This window comes from Bacterioplanoides sp. SCSIO 12839 (genome assembly GCF_024397975.1).
Lineage (GTDB): Bacteria > Pseudomonadota > Gammaproteobacteria > Pseudomonadales > Oceanobacteraceae > Bacterioplanoides.
The window spans coordinates 2,172,640-2,198,263 of the sequence record NZ_CP073745.1 but is presented as its reverse complement, the minus strand read 5'-3'; the positions used below and the strand labels follow the sequence as shown (position 1 = coordinate 2,198,263).

The 25,624-nt window shown below is 47.0% G+C and carries 18 protein-coding genes; 14 read left to right on the top strand and 4 right to left on the bottom strand.

The genetic code is table 11. The annotated features are described in order from the left end of the window. Positions 1–67: 67 nt before the first annotated feature. From hrpA to KFF03_RS10085, 8 genes are all read left to right on the top strand, one after another. On the top strand, positions 68–4,045 hold the full coding sequence (hrpA, locus tag KFF03_RS10120; RefSeq protein WP_255856772.1) for an ATP-dependent RNA helicase HrpA: 3,978 nt from the start codon (positions 68–70) through the stop codon (positions 4,043–4,045). A gap of 270 nt (positions 4,046–4,315) precedes the next feature. Continuing rightward, positions 4,316–4,699, top strand: a complete 384-nt coding sequence (locus KFF03_RS10115; RefSeq protein ID WP_255856771.1) for a hypothetical protein — start codon at positions 4,316–4,318, stop codon at positions 4,697–4,699. A 6-nt stretch (positions 4,700–4,705) separates the two neighbouring features. Next, on the top strand, positions 4,706–5,545 hold the full coding sequence (locus tag KFF03_RS10110) for a DUF692 domain-containing protein (protein WP_255856770.1): 840 nt from the start codon (positions 4,706–4,708) through the stop codon (positions 5,543–5,545). Position 5,546: 1 nt separating this feature from the next. Beyond that, positions 5,547–6,317 carry a DUF2063 domain-containing protein gene (locus KFF03_RS10105; RefSeq protein WP_255856769.1) on the top strand — a complete coding sequence of 257 codons (771 nt, stop codon included), beginning with the start codon at positions 5,547–5,549 and terminating at the stop codon, positions 6,315–6,317. 35 nt (positions 6,318–6,352) lie between these two features. Then, the gene (locus tag KFF03_RS10100; protein ID WP_255856768.1) at positions 6,353–6,934 is read left to right on the top strand and encodes a DoxX family protein; all 582 of its coding nucleotides are present in this window, start codon (positions 6,353–6,355) and stop codon (positions 6,932–6,934) included. 130 nt (positions 6,935–7,064) lie between these two features. Then, on the top strand, positions 7,065–7,802 hold the full coding sequence (locus KFF03_RS10095) for a VacJ family lipoprotein (protein WP_255856767.1): 738 nt from the start codon (positions 7,065–7,067) through the stop codon (positions 7,800–7,802). Positions 7,803–8,011: 209 nt separating this feature from the next. Beyond that, on the top strand, positions 8,012–11,050 hold the full coding sequence (locus KFF03_RS10090; RefSeq protein WP_255856766.1) for a PAS domain S-box protein: 3,039 nt from the start codon (positions 8,012–8,014) through the stop codon (positions 11,048–11,050). A gap of 407 nt (positions 11,051–11,457) precedes the next feature. Beyond that, positions 11,458–11,883 carry a hypothetical protein gene (locus KFF03_RS10085; RefSeq protein ID WP_255856765.1) on the top strand — a complete coding sequence of 142 codons (426 nt, stop codon included), beginning with the start codon at positions 11,458–11,460 and terminating at the stop codon, positions 11,881–11,883. An 82-nt stretch (positions 11,884–11,965) separates the two neighbouring features. Here the strand turns inward: KFF03_RS10085 and KFF03_RS10080 are convergent, their stop codons facing one another. Continuing rightward, positions 11,966–12,691, bottom strand: a complete 726-nt coding sequence (locus KFF03_RS10080; protein ID WP_255856764.1) for a UDP-2,3-diacylglucosamine diphosphatase — start codon at positions 12,689–12,691, stop codon at positions 11,966–11,968. 255 nt (positions 12,692–12,946) lie between these two features. Then, entirely contained in the window at positions 12,947–13,438 is a 492-nt protein-coding gene (locus tag KFF03_RS10075) for a peptidylprolyl isomerase (protein WP_255856763.1), read from the bottom strand. Between the two features lie 160 nt (positions 13,439–13,598). Between KFF03_RS10075 and KFF03_RS10070 the strand changes: the two genes are divergently transcribed. From KFF03_RS10070 to KFF03_RS10060, 3 genes are all read left to right on the top strand, one after another. After that, entirely contained in the window at positions 13,599–15,347 is a 1,749-nt protein-coding gene (locus KFF03_RS10070; protein ID WP_255856762.1) for a glutamine--tRNA ligase/YqeY domain fusion protein, read from the top strand. A gap of 188 nt (positions 15,348–15,535) precedes the next feature. Beyond that, entirely contained in the window at positions 15,536–16,909 is a 1,374-nt protein-coding gene (gene cysS, locus KFF03_RS10065) for a cysteine--tRNA ligase (protein ID WP_255856761.1), read from the top strand. 245 nt (positions 16,910–17,154) lie between these two features. Further along, positions 17,155–18,888 (top strand): diguanylate cyclase, encoded by a 1,734-nt coding sequence (locus tag KFF03_RS10060; protein ID WP_255856760.1) that lies wholly within the window; start codon positions 17,155–17,157, stop codon positions 18,886–18,888. 45 nt (positions 18,889–18,933) lie between these two features. Here KFF03_RS10060 and KFF03_RS10055 read toward each other — a convergent pair whose 3' ends face one another. Further along, on the bottom strand, positions 18,934–19,431 hold the full coding sequence (locus KFF03_RS10055; RefSeq protein ID WP_255856759.1) for a hypothetical protein: 498 nt from the start codon (positions 19,429–19,431) through the stop codon (positions 18,934–18,936). A gap of 511 nt (positions 19,432–19,942) precedes the next feature. On the opposite strand from KFF03_RS10055, the gene KFF03_RS10050 reads away from it, so the two are divergent. Together KFF03_RS10050 and KFF03_RS10045 are read left to right on the top strand one after the other, a co-directional pair. Next, the gene (locus tag KFF03_RS10050; protein ID WP_255856758.1) at positions 19,943–22,009 is read left to right on the top strand and encodes an LruC domain-containing protein; all 2,067 of its coding nucleotides are present in this window, start codon (positions 19,943–19,945) and stop codon (positions 22,007–22,009) included. A gap of 83 nt (positions 22,010–22,092) precedes the next feature. After that, on the top strand, positions 22,093–22,617 hold the full coding sequence (locus tag KFF03_RS10045; RefSeq protein WP_255856757.1) for a hypothetical protein: 525 nt from the start codon (positions 22,093–22,095) through the stop codon (positions 22,615–22,617). Here KFF03_RS10045 and KFF03_RS10040 read toward each other — a convergent pair. Continuing rightward, complete coding sequence (locus KFF03_RS10040) at positions 22,614–23,450, bottom strand: hypothetical protein (protein WP_255856756.1); 837 nt, start codon at positions 23,448–23,450, stop codon at positions 22,614–22,616. The genes KFF03_RS10045 and KFF03_RS10040 overlap by 4 nt on opposite strands. Positions 23,451–23,757: 307 nt before the next feature. On the opposite strand from KFF03_RS10040, the gene glmS reads away from it, so the two are divergent. Beyond that, entirely contained in the window at positions 23,758–25,590 is a 1,833-nt protein-coding gene (glmS, locus tag KFF03_RS10035) for a glutamine--fructose-6-phosphate transaminase (isomerizing) (protein ID WP_255856755.1), read from the top strand. Positions 25,591–25,624 lie beyond the last annotated feature (34 nt).

The following is a 25,624-nucleotide window of genomic DNA, read 5'->3' as shown; positions in this document are numbered from 1 at the left end:
CGCGACATCCTGTCGCTGTTTCGCAAAATAGCCCTGAAACAACAGTTTCTAGTTGAGTACACCTGTTTTGTCCGATCATCAGACCGATTCTTCCGCAAACACCAATATCAATCGTGGTGCAGATATTAAAGCCTTATATCAGGCGATTGATCATTGCCTGATCAAAGATCGGTTTCCGTTACGTCGCAGTGTGCGCCAGATCAAAACCTTGCTGGAAGAGAACAAACCCTTTGATAAGGTGCTGGAGAAGCTGCTGATTCGTATTCAGAAAAGTCAGGAGCTGGTTAAGCTGCGTTCTCAGCCGCTGCCGGTCAGTTATCCGGATTTGCCGGTTTCCGAGCGAAAAGACGAAATCCTTAAGGCGGTTAAAGAAAATCAGGTGGTGGTGGTCGCGGGTGAAACCGGTTCCGGTAAAACCACTCAGTTGCCAAAGGTCTGCCTGGAAGCCGGGTTAGGGGTCTATGGCCGCATTGCCCACACTCAGCCGCGTCGTTTAGCCGCTCGTGCGGTGGCAGGGCGCATTGCCGAAGAACTGCAGTGTCAGTTGGGCAATCAGGTGGGTTTTCAGGTGCGGTTTACGGATCAGAGTAGCGATCAGACGCGTATTAAGCTGATGACTGACGGCATTTTGCTGGCCCAGACTCAGCACGATAAGTTTCTGAATGAATACGACGTCATTATCATAGACGAAGCCCATGAGCGCAGCCTGAATATTGATTTTCTGATGGGCTATTTAAAACAGTTGTTGCCCAAGCGCCCAGACTTAAAGGTCATTATTACCTCAGCCACCATTGATGTTGAGCGTTTCTCGAAACACTTCGCTGATGCTAATGGCAAGCCTGCGCCGGTCATTGAGGTATCAGGCCGAACCTATCCGGTAGAAACCCGTTATCGTCCTCTTGTTCGGGAAGACGAAGAGGGTGAAGATCGTTCTTTATTTGAAGGCATTGCCGATGCGCTGGCGGAATTACGCGGTGAAGACAAAGCCAAGGGTCAGCATGGCGACGTACTGGTGTTTTTACCAGGAGAGCGCGAAATTCGGGAATGCGCGGAATTCTTGCGCCGAGCGCAGTTACCCGCTACTGACATTCTGCCGCTCTATGCGCGCTTAAGTGCGGGCGACCAACAGAAGATCTTTAAGCCCCAAGGCGGTCGCCGAGTGGTGCTGTCAACCAACGTGGCGGAAACCTCGTTAACGGTGCCGGGGATTCGTTATGTCGTTGACTCCGGTATCGCCCGTATCAGTCGTTACAGTTATCGCAGCAAAGTGCAGCGTTTACCGATTGAAGCCATTTCTCAGGCCAGTGCTAATCAGCGTGCTGGACGTTGTGGCCGGGTTGCTCCGGGTGTGTGTATTCGTCTGTACGAAGAGTCTGACTTTTTAGGACGGGATGAATTTACCGATCCGGAAATTCGTCGGACTAACCTGGCGGCCGTTGTGCTGCAAATGCTGCATCTGAAATTGGGCAAGTTACAGGACTTCCCGTTTGTTGATGCCCCGGACGAACGCTTTGTTAAAGATGGCTTTACCTTGCTACAGGAGCTGGAAGCCGTTGATAGTTGCCAAAATCTGACCGAATTGGGCCGTCAGATGGCTCGCTTGCCGGTTGATCCACGCATTGCCCGGATGATGCTGGAGGCACAAAAGCAGCAGGCATTAAAAGAAGTGTTGATCATTGCCGCGGCGCTAACGGTACAAGACCCGCGCGAACGACCACCGGAAAAACAGCAGCAGTCGGATGAAAAACACCGAATCTGGAAAGACGAAGACTCCGACTTTGTCAGCCTGTTAAACCTGTGGAATGGCTTTGAAGAACAGCGTCAGGAGTTATCACAAAATCAGCTGCGTAAGTGGTGTGCGAAATATTTCCTTAACTACATGCGAATGCGCGAGTGGCGTGATACCCATCGTCAGTTGCATATCTTATGTAAGGACCTGGGGCTGGAAGAAAAAGAGCAAGCGGCCAGTTACGAATCGCTGCATAAGTCGCTGTTGTCCGGCATGTTAAGCCAGATCGGCTTCAAGTCTGAAGGCTCTCAATCAAACCCAGGGGAGTATTTGGGTGCCCGTAACCGCAAACTCTGGATCTTCCCGGCGTCAGGTCAATATAAGAAAAAGCCTAAATGGATGATGACCGCCGAGCTGGTGGAAACCTCGAAGCTGTATGCCCGCACCGTCGCCAAAATTGAGCCGCAATGGATTGAAGAAATTGGTAAGCCGCTGCTGAAATATCAGTATTTTGAACCGCACTGGCAAAGCCAGCGTGGGCAAGTGGTGGCGTTTGAACAAAGCACCTTATATGGCCTGATTGTGAACCCGAAAAAGCGGGTGAACTACGCCAATACTCACCCAGAAGCCGCCCGTGAGATTCTGATTCAGGAAGCCTTGGTGGAACAGAAGATCCGCACCAAAGCCGAATTCTACCAGAAGAATCTGCAACTGCTGGCTGAAGTCACCGAATACGAAGAGAAATCTCGTCGCCGTGACCTGGTGATTGATGATGCCTATCTGGCGGAGTTTTATAACAAAGCGCTGCCGGATCATATCGTCACCACTAAGCACCTGGAGCGTTGGTTCTCTAAGGCAAAAGAGGCTGAAAAGCAGGCGTTATATTTTACCCGCGACTTTTTGCTCAGCCCGGAAGCGGCGGGCGTTGGTGCCAGTGATTATCCAACCGAGCTGGACTGGCAGGGCATGGCATTCCCCTTGAGTTATAGCTTTGCACCAGGAACTTCCGATGACGGGGTGTCGCTGAGTGTGCCGGTGGCCATGTTGCAGCAGGTGCCGGAAGCACAAACCGAATGGCTGGTACCGGGCTTTATCGAAGACAAAGTTGTGGCTCTGATTAAAGGTTTACCCAAGACGATTCGTAAGCGTTTTGTGCCGGTGCCGAATACCGCTCAGACTTTTCTGGCGCAACATAGCCCTTCCGGTGGTGGTCTGATTGCTCAGTTGCTGAATTATTTAAACAAGGATTTACGCCCGGAGCAGATTGATAGCGAGCAGCTGACGGCAACCGAATTGCCCGATCATCTGCGCATGAATATCCGGGTGATGGCTGATCGCAAGCTGATTGCTCAGGGGCGTGACCTGGCCGCTTTAAAAGAACAGTACGCTGATGCTTCACAAGCCCAGATTCAGGATCTGAGTCATTCCGGCTTCCAGCGCGATCAGATCAATGGCTGGGACTTTGGTGATTTGCCACAAACCACACAAACCGAAGTGAATGGCTTGCCAGTGCGCGCTTTCCCTTGTTTAAAGCCCGCCAAAGAGAAGTCAGAAAAAACCGATATTCAGCTCACCGTGGAAGCGGATGAGTTTGAGGCCGCACGCCAGCATCGTTTAGGTGTGTGTCAGCTGGTTCGTCGTCAGTTACCGGATCAGGAGCGGACGCTGAAATCGCATATACAGCAAACCATGAAAGGAAAATGGCTGTATTGCAAAGGTCTTGGCAGTGAAGCAGAGATCACCGCAGACCTGATTCAAGCGGCTTTTATTCAGGTGTTTGTACCATCAGATGAGCCGCTGCCTTATCTGGAACAGGAGTTTAAACAGCGCTTAGATCGACGCTCGGAGCTGTTTGAACACGGCACCAAGCTGTTAACCCAGTTTATTGAATGGATCACATTGCGTCATAAAATTCTGAAAACCATGGGCGGAGCCGTAAGCCTGGATAAGGCCATGGCGTATTCGGATGTGAAGGCGCATCTGGAACGCTTGCTGAGCAAAGGCTTTATGCAGCAAACGCCGTGGCAGAGATTGCAAAGTTTTAGTCGTTATCTCAAGGCCATGGATTATCGACTGGATAAATTGCAGGGGAATTTACCACGCGATCGACAGTCAATGATTGAGTTCGAAAGTTTGTACAAAAATTACACGGATGTCCTCAATAAGTTGTCTCCGCGCATTAGCGATGAACTGGAAGAATTTGGCTGGTTGCTGGAGGAGTGGCGGGTATCGCTGTTTGCTCAGCCGCTGGGCACTAAAGAACCGGTTTCGCTTAAGCGGTTACAAAAACGATGGGCTGAAATTGCCAAGACCTGATCCTTCTTAAACTCATGTTTTAGCCGGCGCAGGTCATAAAGGTATGGCGCATAATTACCAGCCGCTGGAGCATGAGACTAAAGATATGCTCATCCAGGAATAAAAAAATTAAAAAAAGATTGAACTGTCACCTGTTTCCGGTAACTAATAAACAACTGGCTATAATGAGTAACACTATCGTAGTTTCTCATAAGCATTATTTAAGCAAGCCTGATAACAAGGCTTGGTGAAATAGTTTAAAAACTAAACAAAAAAGAGTAGGAAACAACCATGGCTAAAACAATCAAACCTGTAGCAGCTGTTCTGGGTACTGCATTCGTAACTGCAATGTCTCAGGCTCCACTGGTAAATGCAGCTGAAAATCCTTTTGCTTCTGCTGAACTGGAAGGCGGTTACAAGTTAGCTTCTAACCATGAAGGCAAATGTGGCGAAGGTAAGTGTGGCGGCGACAGCAAGTCTTCTTCCGAAGGTAAGTGCGGCGAAGGCAAATGTGGCGGCGACAGCAAGTCTTCTTCCGAAGGTAAGTGCGGCGAAGGCAAATGTGGCGGCGACAGCAAGTCTTCTTCAGAAGGTAAGTGCGGCGAAGGCAAATGTGGCGGCAAGTCTTCATCTGAAGGCAAGTGCGGCGAAGGCAAATGTGGTGGTAGCCACTAAGCGCCTATGAAATTTCCCGTCCAAGGTGCCGGGTTGGGTCTGCGACGAGCTCTGATGAGCTCGCTCGCGGATGTCCCAGAGCACAAAATCGATTTTATGGAAATTGCGCCAGAGAACTGGATTGGCGTGGGTGGCCGTTTAGGAAAATCTTTCCGGTCGTTTACTGAAAAATACGATTTTATTTGTCACGGTTTATCCCTTTCCATAGGCAGTCCTGCACCACTGGATGAAAATTTTGTGCGTCAGGTTAAACAGTTTATGGATGAGCATGGTATTAAAGCGTACAGCGAGCACCTGAGCTACTGTAGCGATCAGGGTCATATGTATGATCTGATGCCGATTCCGTTTACTGAGCAAGCGGTAAAATATGTCGCTGAACGTATTCAGCGTGTTCAGGATATTATCGGCCAACGTTTGATTATCGAAAACGTATCGGCCTACGCGGAACCCGGTAAAGAAATGGAAGAAGCCGAATTCGTTCGTTCGGTCATTGAAACCGCTGACTGCGATATGTTGTTAGACGTTAATAATGTGTACGTTAACAGCATCAATCATGGCAGTGATGCAATGGCATTTATCAAAGCGATGCCGACAGAGCGCATTAAATATCTGCATGTTGCGGGTCACTTTGATGAAGCCGATGATCTGCTGGTAGACACCCACGGTATGGAAGTTAAAGATATCGTCTGGGATATGCTGGCCGAAACCTACAAAATTCATGGTGCGATTCCAACATTGCTGGAACGCGACTTTAATTTTCCTCCGATTGAAGAACTGATTGCCGAAGTGGATCAGATTCGCTCCCTTCAGAATCAGGTTAATCCGAACAACACCCAGGTTGGTTAATATGTCTCAATCTGAGCATACTGCTGATGGGCATCATATTGCTCGCCAGCAGGAATTTGCTGCGCATATTCGTTCCCCTAAAGAGCATCCGGTACCTGCGGATGTTGATCCGCAGCGAATGAAAATCTACAGCGATTTATTTTTTAATAATGTGAAAGGTTTTCTCGACGGCACTTTTCCGGTGTGCGCTGAAATTATTGGTGCTGCACGCTGGCATGAGATTGCCCGTGATTTCTTTGCTTCTCATCATTGTCAGACGCCGTATTTCCTCGAAATTCCTCAGGAGTTTTTACAGTATCTTGAGCAGCAGTTTCAGCCTCTGGAAACCGATCCGGAATACTTCTATGAATTGGCACATTATGAGTGGTTGGAATTGGCACTCGATGTCAGTGAAGAAGAGATTGATCAGGTATTTGATGCTAACGCCGACCTGAAGCAGAGTATTCCGGTGTTTGCACCGGCAGCTCAGGCGTTTGTGTATCAGTACCCGGTGCATCAGATCAGTACCGATAACCCGGCGCCCGAACCTCACCAAACGGCATTGATTGTTTTTCGTGATCGTCAGGATCAGGTGCGTTTTATTGAAACCAACATGATGACAATTCAGCTGTTAATTAAACTGCAGCAACAGGAACTCTCCGGACTGGCAGCGGTCGAACAATTATTGCAAGAAAGTGGTATTAGCATCACTGAAGTGGCACTTCAGGGAGGTTTGGCTATTCTCGAAGAGTGGCAGCGACAAGGCCTGGTATTGGGTGGTCGCATCGCTTAATTGCGCATAACAATACAGATACTCGGAGCTTTTACATGAATATTCAGTCGTTCGCCAATTGGGTACACGATCAACTTGATATTGCTAAATCGATCGATTTCCTGGCGCCACTGGCACTCAGGATTTATTTGTTTTTCCCATTTTGGATGGCGGGTACCACCAAGTGGAGCTCATTCAGCGATACGGCTGCCTGGTTTGGTAATCCGGACTGGGGTTTAGGGCTGCCTTTTCCTGAGTTGTTGGCATTCCTTGCCACCTGGACTGAAATTATTGGTGCAGTTTTCTTATTAATTGGTTTTGCAACACGCTATATCACCATTCCACTGATTATCACCATGATCGTTGCCATTTTTGCTGTTCACTGGGATAGCGGTTGGTATGCGATTGCACAATCAACCGACCCCGAAGTGGCCGAGCGTTTAAATGCAGCGAAAGGCATTCTGCGTGAGCATGGCAACTATGGTTGGTTAACTGGCAAGGGTGGTTTTGTGATTTTGAATAATGGTATTGAGTTTGCTGTTACTTATTTGATCATGCTGTTAGTGCTCTTCTTCAACGGTGCTGGTAAATACTTCAGTGTTGATCACTGGATTAAAGCAAAATTCAGAACTTCATGAGGCTGACGGCCGATTGATACAGTTGAGTGATCATCGTGTTCTGAAAAACGATACAAAAAGGCGCAACCGCGCCTTTTTCTGTTTTACGTATACTGTTTTAATAGCGACTCGATTCAGGTGGCGTTTTAGTATGAAGTGGTTATTGGTTCTGGTTTTAGCGGTTAGTCCGTTTTCTGTTTGGTCGGAAGACGAAGTTGATCCCGACCCGTGGGAAGGGTTTAACCGTAAAATTTTTGCATTCAATGAAACCATGGATGAATACATTGCACGTCCACTGGCCAAGGGGTATCAGGCCATTACCCCGGAACCCGTGGATCAGTCCGTTAGCGCTTTCTTCTCAAACCTGGATGATGTATTGGTTATTATTAATGACCTTGGGCAGTTAAAATTTGGCCAGGCGGCTTCTGATACAGCTCGGTTTCTGATCAATACGACGGTTGGCTTTTTTGGCTTGTTCGATGTAGCTACTCACATTGGTTTAGAAAAACATGATGAAGATTTTGGACAAACTCTGGGTTATTGGGGGGTTGGTACCGGCCCTTATCTGATGTTGCCATTTGTGGGGCCAAGCACGGTTCGTGATACCGGTGGTATCGGGCTTGAACTGGCTTCTGGTGTGTCTTATCTGGATCTGGGTAATAACCTGAAAGAACAAGTCGCTTTATATGCAGTTAAGAATATTGATATTCGTGCTGACCTGATCGCCTCTGAGGGGCTGATCAGTGGCGATCGTTACACTTTTATCCGCAGCTTCTACCTGCAGCGCCGGGAATTTTTGGTTAATGATGGTGTTGTCGAGGATGAGTTCGAAGACGACTTCGATGTTTTTGATGACGAAGATGAAGATTGGGAAGACGAAGACTTTTGATGTCTCTGGCCCGTCTTAACCTCTGATTCAGACCATAGCTGAATGGCTATACGCGCAGTTTGTACTAAACTTTTAGTTGCAGTCAGACAGCCGGGTGTGTATCCATCTTAATGAACAAGCCTTTTTCCTTATTCTTCTGTTTGAAGATGTTTTTGAGGATTATCTTACTAACTTTTGTTGCGTCGGAGTCGGCAGCGACAGAAAAGGTGGTGCTTCAACTGAAGTGGAAGCACCAGTTTCAGTTTGCCGGTTTCTATGCTGCGCAGATGCAGGGCTTCTATTCTGACGAAGACCTCGATGTTGATATCAAACCATTCGCCGGAGAAGGAAGTGTTGTTGATGCCGTTATCTCGGGCTCTGCGCAATTTGGTATTGCCGATTCGAGTATTGTTCTGGCCCGAATGACGGGTAAGCCGGTTGTTGTGGTTGCTACCATTTTCCAACACTCACCTTTGGGGCTGTTAAGCCTTAAATCTTCAGAGATACTCGGCCCGCTTGAGCTGAAAGGTAAACGGGTCATGTATCTCAAAAATGCCGATGATGCCGTTATTACCGCGATGTTGTCTGAGCTTAATATCAAAGACTCGGATTTCACTCATGTTCCCCACACATTTAATGATATGGCCCTGCTGGGTGATGATACAGTTGATGCAATGGCGGTGTATTTCACGGATCAACCTTATTTTTATCAGCAGCAGGGAGTGGATGTACATCAGATCAATCCTGCCAATTACGGCATCGATTTCTACGGTGATATGTTATTTACTCAGGAGGATTACCTGACCAAAAACCCTGATACGGTTGCTGCTTTTCGTCGTGCCAGCCTGAAGGGATGGCAGTTCGCGCTGAATCATCCGGAAGCAGTGGTTGACTGGATTCTTGAAAATTTACCAACCGAGAAAACACGTGAACATTTGTTGTTTGAAGCCCAGCAAACCGCAAAAATGATTCGACCTGACCTGATTGAATTAGGGCATTTTAGTTTGTCTCGGGTCCAGCGTATTGCTTCTATTTACGATCAGCTAAACCTGGCCGATTATGATGGTTCCCTCGCTGATATTAGTTATGAGGCATATCAAAAACGCGACAATGCAGCGTTAATGGTCACCAAGACACTGGCTCTGATTATATTCGCCTTGCTGGTATTGATTTATTTTGTTTCATTTGTCAATAAGAGACTTAAAGCTCAGGTGGCGAACAAAACTGAACTGCTGCAGCAAAAATCTGCAAAGCTCAAAAAGGTGAAAACCCATCTTGAAAGGGCGCAGATCGCAGCAAAGCAGGGGAGCTGGGAATGGAACTGTACTGACAACAGTTTGTGGTGGTCGCAAAGTTTTATCAAAACACTCGGATTGACGGTTGCTGATTCACCTTCTTTTGAAGCATTCGCTGAATTCTTGCATGATGATGATAAAAGCCGTGTGTATGAAACCTACCAGGCATTAAAACAATGCCCGACTAGCTATCAAATGAGCTATCGGGTGTTGTCTGGCTCTGGTACTGAACTGTATATCGATGAAACGATCAGGCCAATATCAGATTCTGACGGTAATATTTATGCTTTGCAGGGTATCGTTCAGGATGTGACGGATAAAAAACGGGCGGCCGATAAAATATTGGCCAGTGAGCGTTTATATCGACAGATGTTTGATGTGAATACAGCCGTTAAATTATTAATTGATTCCACCACCGGTAATATCTTGCGTGCTAATGATGCGGCTTGTCAGTTTTATGGTTATGACCAGAAAACACTGGTCGGCATGAATATCACAAAAATCAACACTCTAACGCTATCTGAAACACATCATGAAATGAAGCAGGCGATTGAGCAAAAACGAAACTTTTATCGTTTCACACATCGTTTGGCAAATGGTGAATTACGGGATGTGGAGGTACATACCGGCCCGGTTAACGCCGATGGCAAGCAGGCTTTGCTATCGATCATTATTGATGTCACACAACGTAATGATTATGAAAAAGCACTGAAAAACAGCGAAACCCGTATTCGCCTGGCACAAAAATCATCCGGCTTCAGTGTTTGGGAATGGAGCATCGTAAGCGATGTATTGTACCTGTCGGATGAAATGAAAGAGTTACTGGATATTCATCACTCCAGCTTTGATGGCTCGTTTGCCTCTATTGCCAATTTGATTCACCCCAACGATGTAAAACGCTGGAAAAAAAGTATTCAGAGTACCGTAGAAAATGGAACAGGCCACGATATGAAGTTACGTATCGTGCGTCAGGATCAATCGATTCGCTGGATTCACGCAAATGGTGAATGCACATTAGATGACAAAGGTCAGCCGGCAAAACTGACCGGAGTTTGTAAGGATATTACCGAAGAGTATGAAAAAGAATCGCAACTCAGGTTGGCTGCGAGTGTTTTTTCTCATGCTCAGGAAGGCATTATTATAACGGATACTTCCGGAAAAATTATTGAAACCAATGAAGCCTTTCATCAGATTACTGGTTATTCCAAAGATGAAGTACTGGGTAAAAACCCGAGTTTGTTGAGTTCGGGTAATCATGATAAATCCTTTTATCAGGCGATGTGGCGACAATTATTATCTGAGGGGCGTTGGCAGGGGAAACTCTGGAATAAAACCAAGAATGGAGAGCTGTTTGCCGAATACCTGACAATTTCTGCGGTGACCAATGGCCAGGGAGAACACTCCCATTATGTTGGCGTTTTTTCTGATATTACGGAGCAGGAAGAGCGTGAAGAATATTTGATTCATGCAGCCTATCATGACCCGCTTACGGCACTGCCTAATCGTAAATACCTGCATAAAGAAATGAGGAAGCGTCTGACGCAGAAAGCCGATATGCAATTTTCTGTGATCTTTATCGATCTTGATGGATTTAAGCCGGTTAATGACAACTATGGCCATGAAGCAGGTGATAAATTATTGGTGGCTATTGGTCAGCGTCTGGAGTCTCATATTCGTGAAAATGATCTGGTTGCGCGAGTGGGGGGAGATGAATTTGTTATTCTGGTGGATCAGTTATCCGAATATCAGGAGCTGCAAAAATTATCTGACAGATTATTAGCTTCTGCGGCTGAACCTTTGGTTGTGAATGGTAATGTTGTAACCGTATCTGCGAGTATTGGCTGTGTGTTAGTCAATAACTCCTGTCAGGGTTCTGTCGATGAATTGATTGATCAGGCTGATGGCGCTATGTATCAGGCTAAGCAGCAGGGTAAAAACTGTTACGTTATTAAAACCTGTTGCGCTGCTAGTTGAAGCCGTTTTAAACGGGAATTCCTTCAGCTGAATACCTTGCTCAGCACCCCCGCGGTTTTCTCAACTTTTATCATCAGCCCCCGCTTTACGATCTCGTCTGTATTCCATCCGCTTAGGTTAAGGCCGTTCAGGCAAGAAGTTATCCAGCTGGAGAGGACATATATATTAGCCATAAAGTGCAGCCTTAATTAATTCTTATTGTTTTTTGGTGATAAGCGAGCGCTGGCTCTTTTTTGGTTGTACGAGTGTATCATGTATTATTTTCGGGTATCAATGGTAATTCGCTTGTGTTGGTTGTGAGATAGAGATTGCGCAATCAGAAGAAAGTGTTAGGGTGGCTGGTTTGTTGATTGGCTTGCGCTATTAGCCAAGCTAGGGTAGTGATTATAGTATTTTAGAGGTTTTAAATGATGGCTGAAGATTTATTTTTTGCCGCAAAGATATTTTATGAAGCAATTGATAAGGATAAAAATTATACTATAAACAAGCTCAATGAAATCTTCCCTGGATCTGGAAAGAAATTATTTTACTTAATGCCTATTGCTTTTGGGTGGGTAGTTTTAAGCCGTTTGGGGGCTGATAAATTTCCCGAAAAAATTGAATTTAATGATGTAAGTGTTAATGCTAGAGAAGATGAATTATTTGTTTCATGCTTGAGGATGGCTGATAAAGAAATAAAAAATAACTATTCAATGATGTCATTGGATGTTTTTGAACGTATTTTGAATTTTAGTGCTGAAGGAAAAATAGCTTCTGCTTTATTTAAAGACGGTGGAAATGCAAGGGGTGCGTGCATATCAGCTCCAATAATCGATGATGATTTGCTGGAATAAATAGTAGTAAGGAAAGAAATAAAGTTGACTGTTAGAAAATCAGCCGATGCCTAACTAACATCGGCTTAGCCCAAGCAGCTAACTACAACGAGAAGTCTCTCAGCTGAATACCTTGCTCAGCATCCCAGCGAATTTCCCAGCCGGTATCATCTGACCAGTCTCCCAAAACAATTCGCTTATTGCCATCGGCTAATTCATGAACAGCCGGGCGGTGAGTATGGCCGTGAATCATCACCTTCACATTATGATCAGACAGCTCACGATCCACTTCGGATGGGGTAACGTCCATAATCTCAGCCGATTTCATTTTCTGGTCGCTCTGGCTCTCTGAGCGAACCTGGCGGGCAAAAGCAACGCGTTCTTCAATGGTTTTGCTCAGCAGTTGTTCTTGCCATTGCGGGTTGCGGAACATCTGACGAATTTTCATATATTCAACGTCTTGAGTGCATAAGCTGTCGCCATGCATGAGTAACACGTCTTCACCGCCCAGTTGAATCACCGATGGGTCGGGGAGCAGGGTGCAGCCTGCGGTGTTGCAAAAATCCTGACCAAGTAAAAAATCACGATTGCCGTGCATCAGAAAGATTTCCGTACCCAGCTGGTTCAGCGCTTTTAAAGCGGCTTTAACCTGCTCAACAAAAGGATCGGAATAATCGTCGCCAATCCAGACTTCAAAAAAATCACCCAAAATATACAGCTGCTCGGCATCACCTTTGGCGGCTAACTGTTTCAGGTAATTGGCGAACCCCTGAGCTAGAGCCGGGCGTGCGTGTTCAAGGTGTAAGTCGGAAATAAAATAGACGGCCATTTTTAATTTTTCTGTGCTGGGAAGGATTTAAGAAGGGTGATCATTTGCATTGGAAGGTATTTTCATTCGCCGGATCAAGGCAAAAGCACAAGCTACATCCATGTAGCATGCCCTATGGGCTGCTTTGCAGTGCAAAATTAGCTCCTGCAATTTTGTCCCTAAACTGATCCGGCGGCAACGTCCTGTTGCCTGCTTTGCCTATTCCCTTATTTGAAAATGGCCTTCCAAGCAAATTAAAAACCTGCGAGGAGGGGATTACAGAACCTCAGCGCTCTCAATGATGACATCTTCAACCGGAACGTCCTGGTGGCCCATTGCCATGGTCGTGCGTACCGCCTTGATGCGGTTAACCACATCCATACCTTCAACCACTTCACCAAACACGCAGTAGCCCCAACCTTCGGTGGATTTGCTGGTGTGGTTCAGGAAAGCGTTATCAGCAACATTGATGAAAAACTGAGCAGACGCGGAGTGTGGATCCATGGTGCGGGCCATCGCCAGAGTACCTGCTTTGTTCTCTAAGCCATTGTCTGCTTCGTTTTCAATGGAAGCGTTGGTGCTTTTTTGAGTCATGCCCGGCTCAAAACCGCCGCCCTGAATCATAAAACCGTCGATTACACGGTGGAAGATAACGCCGTTGTAGAAGCCTTCTTTCACGTAGTTTTCGAAGTTTTCGGCGGTTTTTGGTGCTTTCTCGTGGTTGAGTTCGATTTTAATGTCACCAAAATTGGTTTTCATCAGGATCATATTGAGCCTCTGAGTGTGAATTCGTGTATCCCTAAAGGGGAGTGAGGGCGTATAATAGCGCCTTTTTTCCGGCCTTACAGCCAAGATGAAAGGTCGATATTGTGTTTCAGGCCAAGCTTTTCAAGCTTTGCCAATGAGTTTGTACAAAAAACGGACGGTTATGACTGATACCAACGCCACCAATGCTGATAACGGCAGTGTCACAAATGCTGCTGACAACGGCAATAACACTCCAACGAATGAAGCGGAAACAAATCCGGTAAGCAACAATTTTGTCGCCAAGATTGTTCAGGAAGATCTGAACAGCGGCAAAATCGACAAAGTGATTACCCGTTTCCCGCCTGAGCCTAACGGTTACCTGCACGTAGGCCACGCGAAGTCGATTTGCCTGAACTTTGGTCTGGCGGAGCAGTTTCAGGGTGAGTGTAACCTGCGTTTTGATGACACTAACCCAGAGAAAGAAAGCCAGGAATTTATCGACGCGATTAAAGAAGACGTCAGCTGGTTGGGCTTTAAGTGGGCTGGTGATATCCGTTATTCCTCAGATTACTTCGATACCTTGTACGACTATGCGGTCGAAGCGATCAAAGCCGGCAATGCTTACGTTTGTAACCTGACGCCAGAAGAAGCGGACGAATACAAAGGTGACTTTAACCGTCCGGGCAAAAACAGCCCGTACCGCGAGCGCAGCGTTGAAGAAAACCTGGCTGAATTCGAAAAAATGCGTGCTGGCGAATACGAAGACGGCAAAGCCGTTCTGCGTGCCAAGATCGATATGCAGTCGCCAAATATGAATATGCGTGATCCGATTATGTATCGCGTGCGTCATGTTGAGCATCATCAGACCGGTGACAAGTGGTGCATCTACCCGATGTACGATTTCACCCACGGTCAGTCGGATGCCATCGAACACATCACTCATTCGGTGTGTACGCTGGAATTTGAAGATCACAAACCGCTGTACGATTGGTACATCAACAATCTTCCAGTTCCGGCTAAGCCAACTCAGTACGAGTTTGGTCGTCTGAATCTGAACTACACGGTAACGTCCAAGCGTAAGCTGAAGCGCCTGGTGGATGAAGAAGTGGTTGCTGGCTGGGATGACCCTCGTATGACCACCATTTCTGGCATGCGTCGCCGTGGTTTTACACCGGCTTCAATCCGAAACTTCTGCGATATGATTGGTGTCAGCCGCTCTGACGGTATGGTTGATGTCGCCATGCTGGAGCACGCACTGCGTACTGATCTGAACAATAATGCCCCGCGAGGTATGGCGGTGATCAAGCCGTTAAAAGTTGTGATCGAAAATCTGCCGGAAGATCATCTGGAAATGCTGTCGGCGGAATACCATCACGAGCTGGATTTAGGCACTCGTGAGATGCCGTTCACCCGTGAGTTGTATATCGATCAGGATGACTTTAAAGAAGAATACAGCAAGAAATTTAAGAAAAAGTTCACTCCGGGCAAGCGTATTCGTCTGCGTCATTCTTATGTGCTGGAAGCAACTGGCTACGAAAAAGACGAACAAGACAACGTGGTTCTGGTGCGCGCCAAACTGATTGAAAACACACTGGGTCTGGATCCGGAAGACGGTGACAAGCCAAAAGGTGTGGTTCACTGGGTATCGGCAACACACAGCAAAGAAGCAGAGTTGCGTGTGTATTCACGTCTTTTTACCAGCGCGACGCCGGAAAAAGAAGAGGGTGACTTTATGGATCACGTTAATAAAGACTCTCTGCAAATTACCACGGCCTTTATCGAACCTGCGCTGGCTGATGTAGCACCGGAATCAAACTTCCAGTTTGAGCGTGAAGGTTATTACGTGGCGGATCGTTATGATCACTCGCCGGAAAAACCCGTGTTCAACCTGACCATTGGTTTGCGTGAAGATAAGTCTTTAACGCAATAACAGAGCAATCTTATTTAACGTTAAAACAACCTTCTACCCCTGTTTTTAACCGTCGTGCCGAAGGGCCATCCCTGGCCCTGCCGCACGAATGCAGCATCCATGCTGCTCATGCTGCTGCTCATAAAAACAGCGGAAGAATATTGCTGAATTACACACATAAATACAGTTAGACGAGCAAATAAAAGACTATGGCTTTAACCATCTACAACACGCTGACGCGTCAGAAAGAAGCATTTAAACCTCTGGTTGATGGCAAGGTGGGCATGTACGTGTGTGGCATGACCGTCTACGACTACTGTCATATGGGTCATGGTCGGGTGATGGTGGCGTTCGATGTGATCGTGCGTTACCTGCGCCACAAAGGTTATGAGGTGAATTACATCCGTAATATCACCGACATCGACGACAAAATTATTAACCGTGCGAATGAAAACGGCGAGCCATTTAATGTGCTGGTGGATCGTATGGTTGATGCCATGAACGAAGACTTCACTAAGTTAGGTGTGATTGCGCCAAACTCAGAACCCAAAGCCACCGAACACATTGATGGCATTCTGGCGATGGTGCAAACCCTGATCGACAAAGGTTTTGCTTATGCCGCCTCGAATGGTGATGTGTATTATCGTGTTCGCAAATTTGATGGCTACGGCAAACTGTCTGGCAAAATCTTAGAAGAGCTGGAGAGCGGCGCACGTGTTGATGTCGCCGATGAAAAAGAAGATCCGCTGGACTTCGTGTTATGGAAATCCGCCAAGCCGGGCGAACCGTCTTGGACATCTCCGTGGGGCGAAGGTCGTCCGGGCTGGCACATCGAATGTTCTGCTATGTCGACCTGTTGCTTAGGTAACAATTTCGATATTCATGGTGGTGGTCCGGACCTTAAATTCCCGCACCATGAAAACGAAATTGCCCAGAGTGAAGCAGCGACCGGTGAAAACTACGCCAACACCTGGATGCACGCTGGTGCTCTGCGTATTGATGGCGAGAAGATGTCTAAGTCATTAAACAACTTCTTCACCATTCGTGACGTATTAAAAGAATACGATGCGGAAGTGTTGCGTTTCTTCCTGTTGTCGAGCCAATACCGCAGTGAGATTAACTACTCGCAAGAAGGCTTAAAAGAAGCTCAGCAAAAATTGGAGCGTTTTTATACCGCACTGCAATCGGCTGACCCTTCAGTAGAAGCACCGACAGGCACTGACTATGCGCAGCGTTTTGAAGCGGCCATGGATGACGACTTTAATACGCCACAAGCAATCTCCGTATTGTTTGAGCTGGTGACAGCCATCAATAAAGCTGAAGGTGATGAAAAGAACCAGTTGGCTGCCTTGCTGAAAAAACTGGGTGATGTATTAGGTACGTTACAAACTGATCCGGAAGCCTTCTTTAAAGGCGATGTTGATGACAGCGAAGAAAGCTGGATTCAGCAAATGATCGAAAAACGTGCTGACGCCAAAGCTAATAAAGACTGGGGCACTGCGGATCAGGTTCGTGATGAGCTGGCTGCCAAAGGCATCGTATTAAAAGATGGGCCGGAAGGGACTAGCTGGTCTAAGGCGTAAACTCTCCAGTCAGGCTTATTTTCCTCTGGTCAGATCCCTCCTTGTCCGGCCTCTGCTTGACCAACCAATCCCCGGTAGCAATATCGGGGATTTTTATTGAGATCACGCACACACTCTGGCTTGATAGCGCCTATACTTAAATCAGATTTGTTTGAGTGCCGTACATGATCCTTTTTCTGCGGATGACATTGCTATTATGTTGTTGCCTGTGCCCAGTGGCGTTTGCGAATGACGAGCTATTAGGAGTGTTCGAACGTTTAACTCAGGTTGAATATCTGCGTGACGAACAAGGACTTAATCTGGAAGATGTGCGCCAGAAAGAAAATTCTGAATGGCGCTCAATTGATCTTCAGGCTGCAAATTTTGGCTTTGATCCGAGCGATCATTGGTTTCGTGCACAAGTCTCTCCCGGAACGATCACTGACCCATCCTCATTGCTGGAGATTGGATACCCTCTGCTGGATCGTTTAAGTGTTTATTTGTATGAGAATGGTACTCTCAAAAACACATTTCACACCGGCGACTACCTGACATTTGAACAGCGACCGGTTCAGTACCCTAACTTTTTGTTTCCGCTTGAGCTTGATCAGGGGAATGAATACCAGCTCTATATACATGTGAAAACAGACAGTTCTGTACAACTGCCCCTGGCCCTTTATTCGGAAGGTGGTTTTTGGAAGCAACAAATTTTTAAAAATATTCTTTCCGTTGCCTTTTACTCCGTTCTGTTGTCGATGTTTTTTTATAACGCCATTTTGTTTTTGATTGTGCGGGATAAAAGTTATCTCTATTACATTTTATATTTGCTTTCATTTGTTTTCCTGATGGCCAGTATTGATGGCCTGGCATATCAGTTTTTGTGGCCAGATTCCCCGGGTTTTCATCAGTTCAGCATTATCCTGTTTATGTGCTGTGTGATGATTACTGCACCACTATTCACTTGCTCAGTTCTGCGTTTGCGTGTCCATAATCCGGTGCTGTACCGGGTTATGAAGGGTTTTTCGTATCTTGGATGGCTGTGTTTGTTGGGTGGGGCCATGCTTTCATACTCCCTGATGGTGAAAGTCATCAGCATCCTGGCGGTATTGATTGCATTATTCATGCTTGCTATTACCGTTTTTGTTTTATATCAGCGTCGATCAACGGAAGTTTTTATTTTCCTGTTAGCGTGGCTGGCTTTAATGGTGGGTTATTGTTCATTCACCATGCAGAAATTAGGCTGGCTACCTATTAATATGATGACTGAGCACTCAATTGAGGTGGGTGCCATTCTTGAAGTGCTGCTACTGGCTCTCAGTTTGGCCGAACGTATTAATTCAGAGCGTCGTTTGCATCTGGCTGCCCAGGATAAAATTCTGGATATGCAGGTTCAGGCAAACCTAGAGCTGGACTACAAGGTGAAGGAACGAACAGCAGAGCTGGAATTAGTCAATCTTAAGCTTAAAGAAGCAACCATGACGGATGCTTTGACGGGGATTGGTAACCGCCGGTTATTTGATACTCGCTTAGGTAAAGAGCTGAAACTGGCAGCTTTTTCTGATCGCTCCATATCCCTTTATATGATCGATATCGATCATTTCAAACGCCTTAATGATAACCACGGGCATCAGGCAGGGGATATCGTTTTACAAAAAGTGGCTGAAACACTCAATAAAGTAGTACGAGACTCCGGAGATCTTGCTTGCCGTTATGGCGGTGAAGAATTCTGTTTGTTGTTGGTGAATGTTTCAACGGATACGGCATTGGAGATCGCAGAGCGGGTCCGCAGTTCCATTGAAAGTCTGAGGGTTCACTGGGGTGGCGAGGGGCTTCAGGTGACTTGCAGTATTGGTCTTGAACAGACTGGGTCTGAGTCTCTGGCTGCAGAGAGTGAGATTCTTAAAGCCGCTGATGAAAGCCTGTATCAGGCAAAAGCCGCAGGCCGTAATTGTATTGTGTACCGCGATCATACTGGCAGCTCGGTCATTCATTCGACATAAAGTGAGCTGCACAGTATTTATAATCTTACGTAAGCGATGAGTTTATTACTTCATCGCTGCTTCAACCTGAGTAAAGTGCTCAATGACTTCCTCAATCTCATGCTCGGCTGATTCCCATTGTTCATCCGTTTGAATACCAAGCTTGGCCATGGCCTGTACCGTAGCTGGGTGAACCAGTAAATCTTTGGCGTGGTAACACTGAGCATTTTTAAGCTCTGGTAACTTACCGTCAGCGTGGTAGCCCGATTCAATTTCCGCTAACGGAAGAGCTGGGATCTTATCGGCAGCTTGCTTCAATGCTGTCAGGTATTCGGTACATTCAGGGTACTTGGCAATAAACTGATTAACGATGGGCAGGCTGGTTGAAACCAACTGTGCGGACGCTGCTTCAATCCCTTCACTTTTCGCCTCGAGCTTTTCCAATAATCCTTTGGCTTGTTGCTGATAGGTCGCCAGATCATTATTGGCTGCCTGAGCGGTGATGCTGATGGATACAGCGAATAAGCCAGTGGTAAACAATGTTTTTATTGGAAAAGTTTTCATCGGTAAATCCAAAGATTGTAAATGGGAATTGATTGCAAATGATTATGCCTGCTACTTAACAGTATTGCAATTTGATGACAGGGCAGGGATGGCGATGCGTTGCAATTTGCGAAATGGCTTTCAGAAATCGCATTTTGCAAATGCATGTATTGAAAAAGTTTATGTAAAACAAGGGTTTATGTTTTGGTATCCGAATTGCTCAACAGTCTTTGATTACTCATGACTGTTTGGGCCTGTTAACACTATTTAGATCTTTGCTGCTGGCAGTCAGTTTTTTTATGAGCAAGGCATGAGGAGCGTCGTTTAACGAGTTAAATAAGTAACGAATAACACAGCTCAGGGAAAAACTGATGCCAGCCCTTCGGGTTATGGCTGAAAATCCTTCACTCTGTGTTGCTCATCATTCATTTAACCAGTTAAACAACACTCTTCGCGCCTTGATTGAAAGATTTTCAGTCATAACAGCGTGATCGAAATAGTGTTAACAGGCCCTAGATGATGGAGAACCATTATGCGTTATCACTTATTGCTTATGCTGTTGTGTTCATCCTTTGTGATGGCAACACCCTTTGAAACTTGTTCCAGCAAAGCTTACTTGTTTCAGCGAAAACCTCTGGTGGTGTATGAGGTGAACCTGCTCACTGGTAATTACGAACAGGTAACGGGCACCGTTGCCAGCGGTCGCAATATCAATATCAATGGTTTGGGATTTGATTATTATTTTAACGAGCAGGGGCAGAGCGAAAGTTATTTTTATGGCTTCAGCACCACCACGCTGGAGTTTATGCGCCTGGATAAAGACTTCAACGAAACCACATTACCACTGATTAATCAGCCATCAGGCTCGTTTTATGTGGGTGATGTGTATAACCATCATTATTACTTCTACCGTACGGGTTCTGGACTGTACAAAGTCAACCTGGATGACGCCGCCGATAATTATCTGGAAGTACAAACCATTACCCGCACTGCACGGGTACAGTTAACCGATTTTGCGTTCCATCCAACCAATAATTACCTGTACGGTATTGATAATCGCAGTGGTGTGTTGCATCAGTTTGATATTGATACTGGCGCGGCTTCTGCTGTTGGCAATACCGGTGTCACTGGTACTTTTGGTGCGGCGTATTTTGACTCCGATGGCTATATGTATATTTCACGTAATAGCGACGGCCATATATTCCGAATCAATCCTGGCAGTGATGATGTATCCGCCGAGTTCTTTGCTTACGGGCCATCATCCAATCAAAATGACGGCGCCCGTTGTGTGCAGGCGGCATTAATCTCAGACGACGATTCTACCCAATACGATTTTGGCGATGCGCCGGAGAGTTATGGCAATAGCATCGACTCTAATGGCCCACGCCATGAATTCCAGGGTGAGCTTTTCCTCGGGGTTAACCAGCCCGGTGATAACAACAATAACGATGGTCTGGGTTTAGTCACTGGTTTGGTCAAAGGTCTGGATTCTCCCACGGTCATTACGGCGTCTAAAGAGGCGTATCTGCAAGCCTGGGTCGATTGGAATCAGGACGGCGTATTTTCCGCTGAGGATGAACAGATAGCTAAAAACCAGCGTCTGCAAGCGGGCAATAATGTGATTTCGTTAGAGGTTCCGGTCGATGCTGAAGCGGGTGTTACCTGGGCCCGATTACGTTACGGTTCACAGCAGGATATTGGTCCGTTAGGTGGCGCTACTGACGGTGAAGTGGAAGATCATCAAGTGGTGGTTACCGATGAAGGCGTGAGCTACAGCTACTACCCATCGGCCGATGGCTGGACCACGCTCGCCTATGAAGACTTATGGCCGTACGAAGGTGACTACGATATGAACGATGTGGTGTTTCATTATCGTACTGTGACGGTTGAGCAGGCAGGCCAGTTAAGACGGGTCGATTTCCATGGCCAGCTGGTGGCGATTGGTGCCAGTTATCACAATGGCTTTGCCATTCGGGTGCCGGGTGTACAGGCCTCAGCGGTCGATACTCAGGCGATGAAATTCACCCACATTATCGACGGTGGTGAGCCCGTTCATAAAGACAATCCGATTGAGCAGGGCAGTGATGAGCTGATTGCGATTATCACCGATGATGTCTGGCAGCTGGTGGATACCAATTGCGATTTTTACCGCACCAGCAGCCAATGTATGGACGATATTCAGTTCGAATTTGAATTACGCCTGCCATTCACAGAACTGCAATCCGCATCGAGCATCAGCACCTTATACGATCCGTTTATCTTTGCGACGCCCAATCGTTATCACGGCTCGTACTTTAACTCGAACCCGGGCCGTGAGTGGGAAATGCATCTGGCGGATATGGAGCCAACAGAGCAGGCGGATACCGGCATGCTGGCGACCGGTGACGATACATCGAGTCAGGAACAGCAACGCTTCTTCAAAAATGCCAATAACCTGCCGTGGGCGATGGAGATGGCAACCAGCTGGAAACATCCAAAAAGCGGGGTGGATCTGCTGCAGGCGTATCCAAAATTCCGCGATCACATTTTATCGAACAAACAGGAATTTAAAGACTGGTATCAGAGCCATCGCCGTGTCGATAGTCAGGTTTATCCATAGCGATCGCCCATAAAAATAGTCCCATAAAAACCGCTTCTACCAATATGCGATTTAAACAAACATTAGATAACAGGTAACCGATTATGAAAAACTTAAAACTGAGTATGTCATTGTTTTTTTGGCTGGGTTTATCACTGGTGTTGTCACTTGGATTAGCAGGCTGCGGAGGTGGCGGTTCGGGTGGTTCTTCCACGGCTGGCGATGGAGGTCAGCCGCCATCAGCTCCAGAAACCTCAACCCCGGTAACGTCGATCCCAGAACCTGAAACGCCTTCAGTCACGTCGCTAACCACGGCTGAGATAGAGGCGCCGGAAGGTCTGACATTTACCTCCGCATTTGCGATGGACCTGTCGGTGAATCTGGAGCAGTACCAGCAACAAAAAGCCTATATTTCGGTGTATTCAGACTATCACCAGGCAGACAATAACCAGTGGCAGATTAATTACAACAGCCGGATTTTAGGCAGCTCCGTGAATAATGGCGTATTTAATAAAGCATTAACCCTGCCGCAGCATCTGGAAAAGGTATTGGTTCAGGTCTGGTTTTATGACACGTCGATTGAGCCGCTTACCCGTGAAGTGACTGTGGCTGAGCGGGTTGGTATTTAATTTTTAAAAATACGGTTAAAGGCGGGCTCATATTCCGGGAAGCCTGCCTTGTTCTGAAACTGCTGATAGGTGTCTGAAAAAGTCTGGCTAAAAGATATGCGATCCAACGTATCTAATAGTTGCTGTGTGGTTTGCTCAGAATCATCCGGATAAGACAAGGTTCGGCAGCACTTGAGATAGCGTGTTAACACAGATTGTAATCCGCCTTTTCCCTGAAGTTGTGCATCCACCTGTAAAAAGAACACGGCACCACCCCAGTACATAGTAGGGTGGTCGCCATACAGTCGTAGCACCGGTGTTACCTCCGAAAAAGCGGGCAACTCGCTTTGCCGAAAACTGCGCAACGCCGGGCTGATGGCGTAATTTTTTTCAGCTTTCTGAATTTGTTTGATCAGTCGTTGCTGGTGGGTATAGCCGTCAATAACGCCCATCTTTTTCATTACCTGATATTGCAGATAGCTGGCAAAACCTTCCGCTAACCAAGCGTCTTTTTCACCCAGATAAGGAAAAATCAGATGAGAAAATTCGTGCGGAGCCGTCCAGTCGCGACGTAAATCATCCAGCGAATAACGGGTATCAATATAAAACTCCAGCGATTGCCGGTTGGCCTGACGCCGGGTTCTGGCCCAGGGAACCGGCTCACCCATATCGTCATCGGTATGACGGTCCACTCGATATAACTTTAAATAGATTGGGAAGGGGAGCTCGCCATACAAATCCGTGATGGAATCGTGTACTTCGGTTAACCACTGGCGGATGACTTGCCGTTCCTGAGCCGAGAAATGATGCTGCCATTGCCACACCAGTGAAGGCTTGGCTTGAGCAGGTGCCAAACAAGCTATCCACAATAGAGCCAACGATAAGGCCTGAGACAGAATTGTGCTCGATCGCGTCATAACCAATAGTCCCCATCTAGTTTTCAGGCTGTTAGAGCCCGAATAATTACCAATGTTTCAAATCGCTTTGCAAAACGCAAATCACCTTGCGTGGCGCCACTCGAAAACCTGTTCTTTCTCCAGGTTTTTTCGAAATAAATGTAATTAAATCAATAGTTTGAGACGTTAATCAGGTTCTGGCCCGGTTATCGCTAACACCCTTAAACAAAACGAAAAGATAGAAACCGACAGTGAGGGTGATCTTATGTGCGGAATATTTGGAGTGGTAAATGACCACAAGGCAGCACAAACACTATTAAGTGGCTTAAAGGCGTTGGAGTATCGCGGATACGATTCCGCCGGTATCGCCACCATTGATAACAATGTGATTGATTGCTGCCGTGCCAACGGCAAGTTAAATAATCTGGAAAACGCCTTACAGCAGCATCCGCTGCCAGGCAGTACCGGTATTGCTCATACCCGCTGGGCTACTCACGGTGAGCCCACCACCATTAATGCTCACCCACATATGACCGATGACGTGGCTTTGGTACATAACGGCATTATCGAAAACTATCAGGAGCTGCGTATCGAGCTGGAGAAAAAAGGCCATGTGTTCTCCAGCGACACTGACAGCGAAGTGTTGCCAATGCTGATCAGCGATTATCTGGCGCAGGGTTATAAGCCTTTGATTGCTACCAAACGAGCATTAAGCCGGGTGCGTGGCACCTATGCGATTGGCGCACTATTCAACGGCAAAGACGGCCAGATTATCGCGGCACGACGCGGTAGCCCGCTGGTGGTGGGATTTAATCAGCATTCTGCGTTTATTGCCTCAGATGCGGTTGCCGCCAGCCTGATGGCCGATGAGGTGATTTATCTGGAGGAGGGGGATCTGGCACTGGTCGAAGCCAACGATATTTTTATCTTCGACAAACATATGGATGTCGTTAATCGTCAGCGTACCCGTATCGAACACAGCAATGAAGCGGTCAGCAAAGAAGGTCATGATCACTTTATGCATAAAGAGATTCACGAACAAACGGTCGCAGTTCAACGCACGCTGGATGGTCTGAATCAACTGAGTTTGTCGGCCGCACCCGAGATGGATTTTGCCGACATCGACCGTCTGAGCATCATTGCCTGTGGTACCAGTTATTACGCCGCCATGGTGGCGAAATACTGGTTTGAGAAGCTGGCGCAACTGCCGGTGGAAGTCGATCTCGCGTCTGAATTCCGTTACCGCCAACCGCCTCTGATGAAGCGCGGTGGCTGTCTGTTTGTATCGCAGAGTGGTGAAACCGCTGACACCTTAGCGGCACTGCGCTACGCCAAAGAAGGTGGCCAGTATTGCTTGTCGATTGTGAACGTTCCCAACAGCTCGATTGCGCGTGAATCGGACTTTGTTTACCGCACCTTGTGTGGCCCTGAAATCGGGGTTGCGTCTACCAAGGCCTTTACTTCGCAGTTAACCGTATTGATTCGCCTGGCGGTGAAAGCAGCGCAGCAACGTAAAAGTCAGGATCTGGTGGAATTGAATGCACTGATGTCGATGCTGGGCGAAGTACCTCAGTGTATTGCCACGGCACTGCAACACGAAGCCAATATCCGTGATGTGGCGAAAGTGCTTGAGCAAGCCAGCAGTACCATCTTTTTAGGACGGGGTCAGTGCTATCCGATTGCCTTAGAAGGCGCCTTAAAATTAAAAGAAATCTCCTACATTCACGCCGAAGGTTATGCTGCCGGTGAACTGAAACACGGTCCGATTGCTCTGATTGATGAGCACATGCCAGTGGTGGTGTTAGCGCCGTACGATGAGTTGTTTGAGAAAACCATCTCAAACCTGCAGGAAGTACGTGCCCGTGGTGCCAAGGTCATTCTGATCAGCGACAAGCGAGGCATTGACCACTGCTGCTCGCTGAATAAAGACGGCAAAGATAAAGCCGATGCGGTGATTGAAATGCCCACCGCCAGTGCCTCTCTGCATCCGATTCTGTATTCGATTCCAGTGCAATTATTGGCGTATCACACTGCCGTTATTCGTGGCACTGATGTCGATCAGCCACGTAATTTAGCCAAATCGGTCACGGTGGAATAAATCCATGATGCCTTTCTCCACCGCAGATATTCAG